Genomic DNA, 13,357 nt, shown 5'->3' on the forward strand with positions numbered 1-13,357 from the left:
TGGATTCGGTGTACGGGTTTCTGTTCTGGAACTACCTCAGTCAGATTGGCTAAGGCCTGGAATTTGTGGAAGCTGTTTTCCCAAGGCTGAAGCCTTGGGTTATGCTGGATTCGGTGTACGGGTTTCTGTTCTGTAACTACCTCATTCAGATTGGCTAAGGCCTGGAATTTGTGGAAGCTGTTTTCCCAAGGCTGAAGCCTTGGGTTATGCTGGATTCAGTATTGGAGTTCCGGTTCCTGGCTCTACCGCATTCAGATTGGCTAAAACCGGGAATCAGGAGCTAGTTTTCCCACAGCCGGGCTATGCTCAAAGCGCAGACAATGCTGAGAATGACTTGTCTGACGAAACAACCAGACCAGGATTATCTTCGCCGCATGTATTAACCCAAGGCTTTAGCCTTGGGCACGGCGACGACCATCTTCCGGCTTTAGCCATAATCGTTATTGTTTCATTTTCATAAGTACAAACCTTAACCGGTTGACTTTTAAACGAAAACCGACCGTTATTTTATGAAGAAATATATTTCTCTTTTTGTCTTACTGTTTGTTTTTTCTCAGAATACCGCAGAAGGACAGTCCGAAAAACCCAATATTCTCTGGATTGTCAGCGAAGACAATATTCCCATGCTTGGTGCCTATGGCGATACTTTTGCGACGACACCCAACCTGGACAAATTTGCTGAACGGAGCATACTGTATAAAAATGCTTTTTCCACGGCGCCGGTTTGTGCTCCGTCCCGAAATACGCTGATTACCGGTATGTATCCGCCATCGCTGGGAACCGAGCATATGAGGAGCATTTATCCGGTGCCGTCTTATGTTAAGTTTTTGCCAAAATATTTGCGTGAGGCCGGTTATTATACGACCAACAACGCAAAAAAAGATTACAATACCGTGGATCAGCTGGATGCCTGGGATGAATCCAGCAATAAGGCGACTTATAAAAACCGGAAAAGTGGACAACCATTTTTTGCAGTTTTTAATCTGAATGTGTCTCATGAAAGTTCTCTTTTCGAGCCTGTTGCGAAATTGAGACACGATCCGGGGAAAGTACCTTTGCCTCCATATCATCCGGACACGCCGGAAATGAGACACGACTGGGCGCAATACTACGACAAGATCGAAGATATGGACGCACAGTTTGGAAGCCTTATCGAAGCGCTTAACGAGGCTGGACTTGCCGAAAATACCATTGTATTTTATTATGGCGACAATGGCGGGGTATTGGCCAGAAGCAAGCGATTTGTGTATGAATCGGGTTTACATGTGCCTTTGATCGTTCATCTACCGAAGAAATATGAACATTTAGCGTCGATAAAACAGGGTGTAAAAACCGACCGTCTTGTTACATTTCTGGATTTTGCACCAACTATTTTAAGTCTCGTTGGGATAAAAATTCCTGATTACATGCAAGGTGAAGCTTTTCTAGGTACGCAGCAAAAAGCTGAACATCAATATGCTTACGGCTTTCGGGGCCGTATGGATGAGCGTATTGACCTTTCACGGACGGTGCGGGACAAGAAGTTCCGATACATTCGCAATTATCTGCCGCACAGAATTTACGGACAATATCTTGAATATCTGTGGCGCGCGCCTTCTGTGCAATCTTGGCAAAATGAGTTTAACACGGGAAGACTGAATGCGATCCAGTCGAAATTCTGGCAGGAGAAGCCCGCTGAGGAGCTGTTTGACGTACTGGCCGATCCGCATAATGTAAAGAACCTTGCTAACGATCCCCAATATGCCACCGAGCTGGCCAGACTTCGAAAAGCAAATGAGGATTGGCTGATTAAATCGCAGGATGTTGGTTTTATTCCGGAAGCAATTTTATCCGGAATTGCAGCGAATACACCTTTACGTGATTATGCCGCCAGTGGGAAATACAATTTCAAACGAATCCTGGAAACGGCCGACTGGGCGTCGTCGCGTAAAACGGGTTATATCAGTGGACTGATCAAAAGATTATCGGATACCGACCCCACGATACGCTACTGGGCTGCTACGGGGCTTCTTGTTTTGAAGGCGAAAACCGGTAAAACAGCGTTAACACGGGCAATAGGAGATGCGGAGCCTGCCGTGCGTATTGCGGCCGCCGAAGCACTGTATTATATTGGTGAAAAAGAACTTGCGATTACCACATTAACAAAGGCACTTAAAGTCGAAAATGTTGCGACGCGGGTGCAGGCCCTAAATGCTTTGAGTAATCTAGGCCCGGATGCAGCTCCGGCACTTGAAAATGCAAGGGCATTGATCAAAACAGAGCCGGGGATGTTCGATTATGATTCCAGGGCAGCCAAGGATTTTGTGAGCAGATTGGGAAAATAATATGTATTAACCTTCATACCGATAATGCCCGATAATCTTGTACGTAAACAGGCAGTCGGCCAAAACCTGACCTCCGCCGATATTATGTACAATTAAATTGCGCGTGCCACCGACGGTTTTTCTGTTGACGACGATGCCTATATGTGTGATGCCGCCCCGTAAATTCCAGCATACGATATCACCCGGTTTGTAATCGGATGCGGTTTGAGAAAGGGGTAAAATTGTACCGTGACGGGAAAAGAATCGCATCAGGTTGAGAACGCGTCGATGATCAATATTTTTATCGGTGGATTTCATGCCCCAGTTTTTGGGATAGCTGGAAAAGTTCTTGTGCATATCCTCATGCACTTGTTTTTGTAAGTCAATACCAAGCTTTCGATAAGCCCGTATCACAACGTCCGTACAAACTCCTTTGTCCGCAGGAGGATCTCCATTGGGATAAGCAATAGCAAAATATTTCGGATCGTATTTAACACGATGACTGGTAAGCGTCATGGCTGCGTCGGAAAGCCTGATTTGAAAGGGGGGGCTGCACGCAGCTTAATAGCGAGCAGGATACAGAGCAGGAGCAAAGGAATGTTTCTCATAAAAGTTATCAGGAATCATGGTTTTTTATTTCAAACGAAGTTTTTAGTTGAACAAGTGTTTGCTGGGATGGTTTTATTTGTTCAGTGGGTTTGTTTTATTAAAGGTTTGCCGAAAATGGTTTCCAATCCGAGAAAAGAAATTATTAAAGTAAAACGACGGTAGGGGTTGCTTTTGACAGAGCGCTTACCGGATTAGTGACTTTTTTAACACAAACCCTCTAAAGAATTTAAAATGAAATTATTTTTACAACTTAAACACTGGCAGCTGTTTGGATTGATCTTTGGGTTTCCAGTAGTATTTCAGTTTTTTTCGACCGATATTTTTATTAACAATACAGGTTCCCCATTACTGATTGGATTTAGTTCAGCTTTGATGATTGTAGTAAGTATTGTTTATTTCGGTTGGTTTTATACCCTCGGGACCTGGTTACACAAAAGGTTACCTGCTCAGGTAAAATTAAACCTGAATCGATTCAAATTTTGCATTTTCTTTCCAATAGGCTACATGTTGGTGATATTCGTTGCAATTGGGGGAGCGGTGACACATGTTTTGCCAGCCGCACAGTTTGGCTTCGGGGTGTTCATGGTGATCTTACCGGTTCATCTGTTTGCTATGACTTGTATTCTGTACTGTTTCAGATTTAACGCAAAAGCGTTAAAATCGGTGGAATGGATGGAGCCGGTGAAATTTGCTGACTATGCAGGCGAGTTCTTTTTAATCTGGTTTTTCCCATTGGGGGGCTGGTTTATTCAACCCAGGATTAATAAGTTGCTTGAGGATTCACAGATGGATGGAATAGTTAAGTGAAGGATGATTTAGTCAACCGAAGCATTTTCAGAACAATGGATTATCATAATGATTGGGAGTTACCAGCACTTCAATATACTAATTTTAATCACTAACTTTATTTTCATCAACTCGTTAAACCCAAAACGGTTATTGCAATGGCAAACAATTCAAACTGTGTAGAGGCGCAAATGCTGATCCGAAAGCCGGCGACGGAGGTTTTTGAGGCATTTATTGATCCGTCAATAACGAAACATTTCTGGTTCACGAAGGGAAGCGGGAAGCTTGAGGCTGGTAAAACAATCATTTGGGAATGGGAAATGTACAACGTTTCTTCGAGGGTTCAGGTCCTTGAAATTTTGCCAAATGAAAAAATCGCTATGGAATGGGGAGATCCGGCAACCAAAGTAGATTTTGAATTCCGGACGTTAAGTGACGGTAATACCTATGTCACGATCAAAAATTATGGATTTGATAAGACCGGAGATGCCCTTTTAGATAGCATCAAAGATTCCACGGGTGGATTTACAACGGTGCTTGACGGGTTAAAAGCGTATCTGGAACATGGCATAAATCTTAACCTGATCGCCGATAAATTCCCGAAAGAGGTCATTCAACATGGTAACTAAAACATTCTTTGCGTATTGAAGTATGGCAAAAAATAAGACTATTGAGACAGAAAACAGTGTGGATGCTTATTTGCAAGCGATTCAGGACGAAAAGAAGCGTGTGGACTGTGCATTGATTATTGATTTAATCAAAAAGGAAACCGGACTAGAACCCAAAATGTGGGGAACGGGAATCGTCGGTTTTGGTAGTTATCATTATAAATATGCGAGCGGTCGCGAAGGTGATGCACCGTTGGCCGGTCTCGCCGCCCGCGTGAATGCGATCACTTTGTACATCAGTACTGAATTTGACCAGAGGGAAGAACTTTTGGAAAAATTTGGTAAATATAAAATATCGAAAGCCTGTATTTATATCAAGAAAATTGAAGATATCGACATAGAGGTCTTGCGAAAAATGATAAACAATTCGGTTACTTACATGCGGAATAACTACTTGAATTAATTACGGTAAAGGGTGGCGAAAAAGTCTAGGTTATCAAGATTCAGTCGACTCAAATAAAAACTTCTAACCATACTGCCTATCTTTTTTGAAGTTTCAATTTTAATTAACTTACTTTGTCTATAATATTTATAGACTATAACTTTTTTAGCCAGCCACCGGCAAAGAAAGTAGCCAGAATTTTGGCCCTGTAAAGCGCGCGGAATATTCTGGGTGTTCAAAGTTTTCGCCGTAACAGGAATGGTGGTATTCATCCGATCTGCATATGTTTCAAGAACTGAGCTTCTGTTTCAGAAACTCGGGCGGTTCCGTATGTAAGGGTTTTTACTTCTGCGTCTTTCGGATTTTATGAAAGATGAAAAGGCTGATTGTTATTCCGTGATTTTGGGGAGATAATATGAAAAGCTAAGAGGTTAGCACGTAAACGAAACTATTTTTTTCTTTTAATAACTGTTCAAACCATTTGATGATGAAAAATCTAAGATTATCAGGATTGCTGCTTGTTGTGTTGTTCTTATACACTGCCGCATCCGCCCAAACCTCGCAGAAAAGAGACCTGCCGACTTTTGAACAATTTGAGGCGAAACTGAAAGTAGCCGGAAAAGATGCTCAGATTCTTGACGCGCGTTTGCGGGAAGAATATGTGCAAAATCATCTGGAAGGCGCCATAAGTTTTAACATCGCAAACAAGACGGATTTCGACAAGGAAAGTGCTAAACTGGATAAGAACAAGCCTGTTTTTATTTATTCAATCGGAAATGGCAGGAGCGGGGTTCTGGCAAAGGATTTGAAAAATGCCGGTTTCAAGGATGTTACAGAAATTCCTGGTGGGCTAAGCAAGTGGATCGGGTTGGGTCGTCCGGTTATCTCTACCGTTGGTAAAGGATTGTCAAAGGAAGCGTACACGGCTTCGTTGAAAAGCGATAAACTGGTGCTTGTGGATTTTGGTTCAAGATATTGCCCCGGTTGTAAAAAACTGGCTCCCACGATCGACTCGCTTAAAACAGAGCAGTCCGCTATCCTGAAAGTGATTAATATTGAGGCTTATGAGAATAAGAATCTGGTGAAGGAATTGGGCGTTGTTGGTCTGCCTACCCTCGTGCTTTATAAAAACAACGAGGTGATCTGGAAGAAGACCGGAAGCGCTTCCAAAGCAGAAATTGAAAAAATACTGGCGGGGCAGACACTTTAAAGTGTAAATGTTTTCAAGGGACAAGACAGAAAAATTCGGAAAATAAACGATGCAACTGGTCTGAATCCCGGTTCATAAGTAAAATCGGGATTGCCCGTCTTTTGCTATATTAAAGTCTCCGATTTAGTCGCGTAAGAAATGATTTATAAATATTCGTCGCTCGTTTTTACAATGCTCATGGTGATCATGGCGTTAACTGTTGCTTTTTCGTTCAGGAAAGACCGGAGGGAAGTTGATGGTCTTCAACAAAAATTGCAGCCTAATATTGTCTATATTTTGGCGGACGACATGGGTTATGGTGACATTGCTTACCTCAATGACAAATCTCAGATTGAAACACCGAACCTGGATAAACTGGGCAGGGACGGCCTTGTTTTTACCGATGCGCATTCCGGTTCAGCCGTTTGTTCGCCCACGCGTTATGGAATATTAACAGGCCGTTATGCCTTTCGGTCCCGTCTCAAAAAGGGTGTTCTCGGAGGATATTCTCCGATGCTGATCGAACCAGACCGATTTACGGTCGCGGATCTTTTAAAGCAGGCGGGTTATCAAACGGCGGTGATCGGAAAGTGGCATTTGGGGCTGGACTGGACACCTGTGGATCCGTCGAGGAAGCTGGATGCAACGGTGTATGACGACTGGACAAGCACTGAAAATCTTGATATTGCAAAGGGTGTCGTAAAAGGCCCGAACGATCTCGGATTTGATTACAGCTATATCATCCCGTCATCCCTGGATATTCCGCCTTATATTTATCTGGAAAATGGAAAACCGGTTGATCGTAAAATTATCAACGTTGCCGGAAGCAAAACACCAAGAGGAGTCTTTTGGCGTGATGGAAATGGCTCGGAAAGTTTTGAAATTGAAAAGTCGCTGGATGTTTTTGGTCAACAAGCAAAGAAATTTCTTGCAGATGCGGGTCAAACACCCGGGAAACCGTTTTTTCTGTATCTGCCATTAATTAGTCCGCACACGCCCTGGCTGCCTTCGGATAATTTTAAAGGTAAGTCAAAGGCGGGATTGTATGGGGATTTTGTAGCGCATACGGATGCGGTGGTGGGCGACATAATGAAAACATTGGACAGCCTGGGATTGGGAGAAAATACGCTCGTTATTTTCACTTCTGATAACGGCGCGGACTGGAAGCCGGGCGACAAGCAGTTATATCCTGCGCACCAGGCAAACCATATTTTTCGCGGACAAAAGTCGGATATCTGGGAGGGCGGTCACCACGTTCCATTCATTGCAAGGTGGCCGAAGGTTATTGCAAAAGGGAGCAAAACAGCGCAGACGATATGTCTGACTGATTTGCTGGCTACTGCTGCTTCCATTACCCATCAGCGATTACCCCGTGATGCGGGACAGGACAGTTTTGACTTCTATACCGTCCTTAAAAATCCGAAAGAGAAGAAATCTGTACGGGAAAGCATTATTCATCACGCCATTGAGGGAATGTTTGCCATACGAAAGGGAAAATGGAAGTTTATTGACGGAAAGGGTAGTGGAGGGTGGTCTTCAAAAGGTGATGCTTCGGATCCGGAGGGGCAGCTTTACAACCTCGAAACGGATCTGGTCGAGTCAAAGAATCTGTATGATCAAAATCCCCTTGTTGTAAAAGAATTAAAGGCGATTATGGAAAAACAGAAAAGCCAGGGATTTAGCCGACGTTTGTGAGAATAAGTTTTTACTGCGGAAAGTCGGGATTTTCCTGCGCCTTATTTTTCTTTAAACCGGAATGCCCTACGGGCATTAAATTCGCTTTAGGTGAAGTTATGGATTTATGATTTGGCGGTTTTCCAGCCGCGTTGACGGCTTCCTGTTTATCGCTATTAGATTGCCACGTCATATTATCTGGCTCCATCGGAGCCTCGTATGGAGTCGGAATGCTTTTGTAAAGTATCATTGCGTAGAGACCAAGAATACCAAAAAAACAAGAAATCTTTTGGTATTCTGTTTTTATTAAACTTACTTTGTCTATCAATAAAGTAGGGTAATGTTATTTCCTTTAACCACCACTGGAAAAAACAGCCGTAATCTCGTTTAACCTATGAAAACGATGCATGTATATTCTTCGCAGCCCTGTGCTGCCTATGTGGTGGTTTGTCGGTCGATTCCTTTCGTGGCTGGCTGTTGTTATTAATGCTGACAATACTTCTTTTTAGTTTTTGATTATCAGAATACCTCATTTGTAGCGGTTTGATTGTTCAGGCAGTTTTCCGGTTACAGCGTGCTCAAACTATTTAATATCCGTTAACATCATGAAAACATTAAAATCGCTACTCGTCGCAACAGGGTTGTCTCTGGTTGTTTCTTCCCCGATTTTTGCTCAGGAAACAAGTCAGAATAAGGTAATTATCACGGGTGTCCGTTTTGCCTACCCGCTTGTCGATAAATGGATCAAACAATACAGTGCTGAAAATCCAAAGGCGCAGATTGTGATTGAAACACGGACGATCACGGATCCGGAGAAATATGATCTTTTAATCGAGGCTTATGATCAGGAAAAAGAAGTGAAAGAAAGCCGTGAATACGTATCGATTGGCCGTTATGCCTTGTTACCTGTTGCCAATTCCAAATCCCAGTTTGCAAAGGAGTACAGCGACAAGGGATTGATCGAAAAAATATACAAACAGATTTTCTTCCATGATATTTATGCGGAGAAAGATAAGTCCATTACCACTCCTTTTACGGTTTATACCCGCTTGCAGAAAGCTGGCGCTCCGTTGACGTTCGCGAAATACTTCGGATACGAGCAGCAGCAGATCAAGGGGAAAACCATTGCTGGCGCAGATGAACATTTGATCAAGGCGCTTTTGAAAGACGATACGGGCATTACTTACACCGTGCCTGGCCTTGCTTTTGACCTGACTTCACGGAAACCAGCCGAAGGTCTGACCATTATTCCGGTGGACCTGGACGGAAACGGAAGGGTTTCCAAAGAAGAAAAAGCCATTGACAACCTGGATCAGTTTTTACTGAAACTGGAAACCGAAAAGGTGAAAAATATTCCGGTGGAATATGTTCATTTCTCCATTGCGAAAAACAACAGTAATCCGGAGGCGAAAAAGTTTCTGCTGTGGGTTGCTTCACATGCGGAAGAGGATTTGCATCAATATGGATATCTGAAACCGGAAGCCAAACGTCTCCAGTTGGAAAAAGAGAAGTTGGAAAGATTCTCAGCGGTGAAATAAGACATTGTGATTACGTAAACAAGGTTCCCTGTTCCGGTGCCAGATGTTCTGGTGCCGGAAAATTTAATCTGCCTGATTTTCATTCTCAGATTTTATCTTGCTCTGGCCTCAATAGCATATTCCCTACCGATTTTAAATATACCTGCAAATGAAGTTCAAATTTGTACTTGCCGGTTTACTTTTCGTAAACCTGACTGCCTCCTTTGCCCAAAAAACTAAAAAAGCCGATACCCGACCGAATATAATCCTGATCATGGTGGATGACATGGGATATTCCGATGTCGGATCCTATGGCTCGGAAATCCAGACCCCAAATCTCGATAATCTTGCCAAAGAAGGAATCCGTTTTCGTGAGTTTTATAACAATTCTATATGTGCGCCAACGCGGGCTTCGCTGATAACAGGCCAATATCCGCATAAGGCCGGTATCGGTTATTTTGATGTCAATCTGGGACTGCCTGCTTATCAGGGTTATCTCAACAAAGAATCGCTGACATTTGCCGAAGTACTTAGAAATGCAGGTTATAGCACCCTGATGAGCGGAAAATGGCACGTGGGCGGAGATAGTCTGGCCTGGCCGAATCAACGTGGCTTCGATCATTTTTACGGTTTTATTAAAGGGGCCAGTAATTATTTTGATATTGGAGAGTATGGACAGGCGCCTCCAGTGGAACTGGTGAAGGATAACAAGCGGATTAATCTTAAACCGGGCCAGTATCTGACCGACGAGATTACCACCAATGCACTCGACTTCCTGGATGCGCAGGACAAAACCGGCAAGCCGTTCTTTTTGTATGTCGCCTTTAATGCGCCGCACTGGCCGTTGCAGGCTTTGCCGGAAGATATTGCCAAATACAAAGGCAGGTATGCGATTGGGTGGGATTCGCTTCGGAATGAACGGATTAGAAAGCAAAAATCACTCGGTATTTCCGATCCAAAACAAGCGGTCGCCAAGAGAGACGCGGAAGTTCCGCTTTGGGATCACCTGACATTTGAAGAAAAGAAACTCTGGGAGACCAAGATGGAGGTTTATGCCGCCATGGTGGACCGGGTGGACCAGAATATCGGCCGGTTGAAAGAAAAACTCAAAGTGCTGAAAAAGGATGAGAATACGCTTATCGTTTTTATTTCTGACAACGGTGCACAGGGTGGATTCTCGGCAAAAAACCGGAGAAAACCGCCACGGAATACGGGCCCTATCGGCACCGCCGGTTCTTACGATTATCAGGAGCAAAACTGGGCTTATGTTTCCAATACGCCCCATAACAACTATAAGAACAATATGCACGAAGGCGGCATCAGCGCTCCTTTTATTGCGTGGTTCCCAAAACAGATCAAGGCGGGGAGTATCGTCAAGGGAACGGGGCATCTGATTGACTTGGCACCTACTTTTTATGAACTGGCCGGAGCGCAGTATCCCGAGAAATTCAACAATGCAGTTACCAATACCCTTTCGGGAAAAAGTCTGCTCCCGGTATTAACAGGAAAATCGGAGACTGTTGAAAGAGGAGAACCTATTTTCTGGGAAAGAGCGGGAAACAGGGCGGTACGCAAAGGCAAATGGAAAATCGTTTCGACGTACCCTGGTTACAAGTGGGAACTTTACGACCTTGAAAAAGATAGGGGTGAAACCAATGATCTTTCAGCCGTTAATACGGAAATCGTTAATGCGTTATCAGCCGATTATTTCAAGTGGGCGGATAAAACAGGTGTGGTTGACTACGATAAAATAAAACCGGCGAATCCTTCTGGTGCACCACAGGCAACACCGCTCAAAACTGCGCAACAGGTAGGCCGTGGAGAATGATCAATTGCGTATATGATATATCGTTCTATTGAAATCATTGACATGAAAACAACAATATTCAAATTTGCCGACCGTAAGCGCTGGATGGCTCTCACAATTTTCTTAGGTACTATAACGCTTCCTGTTCTTGCACAGCATGACCCTGTTCAGCCTTTTCAGGGAAAAATTGGCAAAACAATTGAGGAAACAGAACAGTGGTGGCAGGAGCAGCCCAAAGCCCCGAAAAATGCCCCGAATGTCGTTTGGATATTGTTGGATGACGTAGGCTTCGGAGCAACTTCTGCTTTTGGGGGACTTATTGAAACACCTAATTTTGAAAAGCTGGCCCACAATGGATTGCGTTATACGAACTTTCATACGACCGGCATTTGCAGTCCGACACGAGCAGCTTTATTGACTGGCAGAAACCCGCACAGTGTTGGGATGGGGCATCATGCGGAGCTGGGCATTGGTGCACCGGGGTACAATGGAAACATTCCATTCGAAGCCGGGACTGTCGCTGAAATATTTCGTGAAAATGGCTACAACACCTTTGCCCTTGGGAAATGGCATGGCAATCAGCCAAGAGACCTGACAATTGCAGGACCTTACAACCGTTATCCAACCGGCCGGGGTTTTGAACATTTCTATGGATTTCTGGGTGGAGCAACCGATCAGTGGCATCCGCAGTTGGTGGAAGAAACCGCACCGATTGATATTGAACCCAATACCCGGCATTTAAATCAGTTGCTAACGGACAAGACGATTTCTTATATCGCCAATCAAAAATCTGCGGATCCGGATAAGCCGTTTTTTGTGTATTATGCTACCGGAGCTGCACACGCGCCGCATCATGTTTCCAGGGAATGGAGTGACCGCTATAAAGGTAAATTTGACGGTGGCTGGGATCAGTATCGCGAAAATGTTTTCAAGCGGCAACAGGCGCTTGGCCTTGTACCAAAAGGAACCGTACTGCCGCCTCGCCAGACTGGTATCAAACCATGGGAAACACTTTCGGCGGATGAGAAGAAGATCTATGCAAGGTTTATGGAAGTTTATGCCGGATTTTTGTCCTATACGGATTATGAGGTTGGTCGCGTAGTGGATTATTTAAAGCAGATTGACCAGCTTGACAATACGCTTATTTTTCTCGTTGTTGGAGACAATGGCGGGAGTAAAGAAGGAACTTATAACGGAACGACGGGCATTGCAGAAAAGTCGCAGGGCGATGACGCGAAGTTTTTACTGTCCCAGTATGATAAGATTGGAACCGAATTTAGCTTTCCCAATTATCCGCTTGGCTGGTCTCAGGCGACGAACACGCCTTTCCGTTACTGGAAAAGTGATGTAAATGCCGAGGGAGCTTCACATACCACATTGATCGTCCACTACCCGAAAGGCATTAAGGAGAAGGGGAGCCTGCGAAACCAGTATACACATGTAACAGATATTTTGCCGACAACCATTGAGCTTACCGGCGTGAAGGTGCCGGAGGTCATCAACGGTTATCCGCAGCGGCCTTTGCATGGCACTTCCCTGGTTTACTCTTTCGAAAATGCGGCGGCGCAAACCCGCCATAACCAGCAATATTATGAGCTTCACGGCGGACGTTCCATGTACAAGGACGGCTGGAAGGCAAGTGTGTACCATCCGCGTAATGTTTTTGGAGAAACTACGACGGACATTAACTTCATCGCGGATTTCAAGCGTGATAAATGGGAGCTCTATAATCTCAGCGAAGACTGGAACGAAATCAATGATTTGTCGGCGAAGTATCCCGAAAAACTTGAAGAATTGAAAAAGTTGTTTGATCAGGAAGCCGAAAAATACAATGTGTATCCCCTTAAAAATTTCAGAGCTGGTTTAACACCACCGGCGATTCGGGAGAAGTCAGTGATCTATGAGGGCACGACGATCAAAACAAGGGTTTATATTGGTAAAGGTGCTGTGAACATTACGGCAAATATTGAAGTGCCTGCCAAAAATCCTGCGGGCGTTATTTTTTCAAATGGAGGGTTAATTGGCGGAACGAGTCTCTATGTTCAAAACAATAAACTGCAATATCTGCTGAATGACGGTATAAATCAGATTGTGCTGACAGCTAACAAAAGTCTGGCAACGGGGAAAAATGTGGTTCGGGTGGAATTTACAGAGGATAAGAAAGTTAATCTTTACCTAAATAACGAGAAAGTGGCAGAGCAGACCAATGTGAATAAAACCAGATACCTGAGCTCGGCTTCATCGGATGGATTTAGCATCGGAAAGGACCTGAATTCCCCGGTCACAAAGTCCTACGTTGGAACATTTGCTTTTAACGGCGTTGTGAAAAGTCTGGTTATTGAGCAGGATGAGGATAAAGAAGAAAAGGTAGGCTTATTAAAGAAGTAGTTATTGTTGAAGTAGGGCAAACAACCTGATCTTA

11 protein-coding genes are annotated in these 13,357 nt (G+C 44.1%); 9 read left to right on the forward strand and 2 right to left on the reverse strand.

Going from position 1 to position 13,357, the window contains the following annotated elements; translation table 11 throughout:
* Window positions 1-509: 509 nt before the first annotated feature.
* Window positions 510-2,324 carry a sulfatase-like hydrolase/transferase gene (locus tag RB622_RS07055; RefSeq protein WP_308045852.1) on the forward strand — a complete coding sequence of 605 codons (1,815 nt, stop codon included), beginning with the start codon at window positions 510-512 and terminating at the stop codon, window positions 2,322-2,324.
* A 6-nt stretch (window positions 2,325-2,330) separates the two neighbouring features.
* Here RB622_RS07055 and RB622_RS07060 read toward each other — a convergent pair whose 3' ends face one another.
* The gene (locus RB622_RS07060; RefSeq protein WP_308045853.1) at window positions 2,331-2,819 is read right to left on the reverse strand and encodes a DUF1287 domain-containing protein; all 489 of its coding nucleotides are present in this window, start codon (window positions 2,817-2,819) and stop codon (window positions 2,331-2,333) included.
* A gap of 324 nt (window positions 2,820-3,143) precedes the next feature.
* Between RB622_RS07060 and RB622_RS07065 the strand changes: the two genes are divergently transcribed.
* The 5 genes from RB622_RS07065 to RB622_RS07085 all read left to right on the forward strand — a co-directional run bounded on the left by RB622_RS07065 (window position 3,144) and on the right by RB622_RS07085 (window position 7,632).
* Window positions 3,144-3,719, forward strand: coding sequence for a hypothetical protein (locus RB622_RS07065; protein WP_308045854.1), 576 nt, complete (start codon window positions 3,144-3,146; stop codon window positions 3,717-3,719).
* 137 nt (window positions 3,720-3,856) lie between these two features.
* Window positions 3,857-4,327 carry an SRPBCC family protein gene (locus RB622_RS07070; RefSeq protein ID WP_308045855.1) on the forward strand — a complete coding sequence of 157 codons (471 nt, stop codon included), beginning with the start codon at window positions 3,857-3,859 and terminating at the stop codon, window positions 4,325-4,327.
* A 22-nt stretch (window positions 4,328-4,349) separates the two neighbouring features.
* Window positions 4,350-4,769, forward strand: coding sequence for a DUF1801 domain-containing protein (locus tag RB622_RS07075; RefSeq protein WP_308045856.1), 420 nt, complete (start codon window positions 4,350-4,352; stop codon window positions 4,767-4,769).
* 463 nt (window positions 4,770-5,232) lie between these two features.
* Entirely contained in the window at window positions 5,233-5,958 is a 726-nt protein-coding gene (locus tag RB622_RS07080; protein ID WP_308045857.1) for a thioredoxin domain-containing protein, read from the forward strand.
* A gap of 138 nt (window positions 5,959-6,096) precedes the next feature.
* Complete coding sequence (locus RB622_RS07085) at window positions 6,097-7,632, forward strand: arylsulfatase (protein WP_308045858.1); 1,536 nt, start codon at window positions 6,097-6,099, stop codon at window positions 7,630-7,632.
* A gap of 10 nt (window positions 7,633-7,642) precedes the next feature.
* Here RB622_RS07085 and RB622_RS07090 read toward each other — a convergent pair whose 3' ends face one another.
* Window positions 7,643-7,939 (reverse strand): hypothetical protein, encoded by a 297-nt coding sequence (locus RB622_RS07090; protein WP_308045859.1) that lies wholly within the window; start codon window positions 7,937-7,939, stop codon window positions 7,643-7,645.
* Between the two features lie 277 nt (window positions 7,940-8,216).
* Here RB622_RS07090 and RB622_RS07095 point away from each other — a divergent pair, with 277 nt between their 5' ends.
* From RB622_RS07095 to RB622_RS07105, 3 genes are all read left to right on the forward strand, one after another.
* Window positions 8,217-9,149 (forward strand): hypothetical protein, encoded by a 933-nt coding sequence (locus RB622_RS07095; RefSeq protein ID WP_308045860.1) that lies wholly within the window; start codon window positions 8,217-8,219, stop codon window positions 9,147-9,149.
* Between the two features lie 148 nt (window positions 9,150-9,297).
* On the forward strand, window positions 9,298-10,956 hold the full coding sequence (locus RB622_RS07100; protein WP_308045861.1) for an arylsulfatase: 1,659 nt from the start codon (window positions 9,298-9,300) through the stop codon (window positions 10,954-10,956).
* A gap of 42 nt (window positions 10,957-10,998) precedes the next feature.
* Window positions 10,999-13,323 (forward strand): arylsulfatase, encoded by a 2,325-nt coding sequence (locus RB622_RS07105; protein WP_308045862.1) that lies wholly within the window; start codon window positions 10,999-11,001, stop codon window positions 13,321-13,323.
* The last annotated feature ends 34 nt before the right edge of the window (window positions 13,324-13,357 follow it).

Origin of the sequence: Dyadobacter sp. LHD-138, assembly GCF_030929615.1 — a bacterium.
In the GTDB taxonomy this organism is placed as follows: Bacteria; Bacteroidota; Bacteroidia; order Cytophagales; family Spirosomataceae; genus Dyadobacter.

Coding starts and splice junctions, on each gene's coding strand:
- RB622_RS07055 (WP_308045852.1), top strand. CDS start 510: ATGAAGAAATATATTTCTCTTTTTGTCTTACTGTTTGTTTTTTCTCAG.
- RB622_RS07080 (WP_308045857.1), top strand. CDS start 5,233: ATGATGAAAAATCTAAGATTATCAGGATTGCTGCTTGTTGTGTTGTTC.
- RB622_RS07070 (WP_308045855.1), top strand. CDS start 3,857: ATGGCAAACAATTCAAACTGTGTAGAGGCGCAAATGCTGATCCGAAAG.
- RB622_RS07105 (WP_308045862.1), top strand. CDS start 10,999: ATGAAAACAACAATATTCAAATTTGCCGACCGTAAGCGCTGGATGGCT.
- RB622_RS07060 (WP_308045853.1), bottom strand. CDS start 2,819: ATGACGCTTACCAGTCATCGTGTTAAATACGATCCGAAATATTTTGCT.
- RB622_RS07100 (WP_308045861.1), top strand. CDS start 9,298: ATGAAGTTCAAATTTGTACTTGCCGGTTTACTTTTCGTAAACCTGACT.
- RB622_RS07095 (WP_308045860.1), top strand. CDS start 8,217: ATGAAAACATTAAAATCGCTACTCGTCGCAACAGGGTTGTCTCTGGTT.
- RB622_RS07075 (WP_308045856.1), top strand. CDS start 4,350: ATGGCAAAAAATAAGACTATTGAGACAGAAAACAGTGTGGATGCTTAT.
- RB622_RS07065 (WP_308045854.1), top strand. CDS start 3,144: ATGAAATTATTTTTACAACTTAAACACTGGCAGCTGTTTGGATTGATC.
- RB622_RS07085 (WP_308045858.1), top strand. CDS start 6,097: ATGATTTATAAATATTCGTCGCTCGTTTTTACAATGCTCATGGTGATC.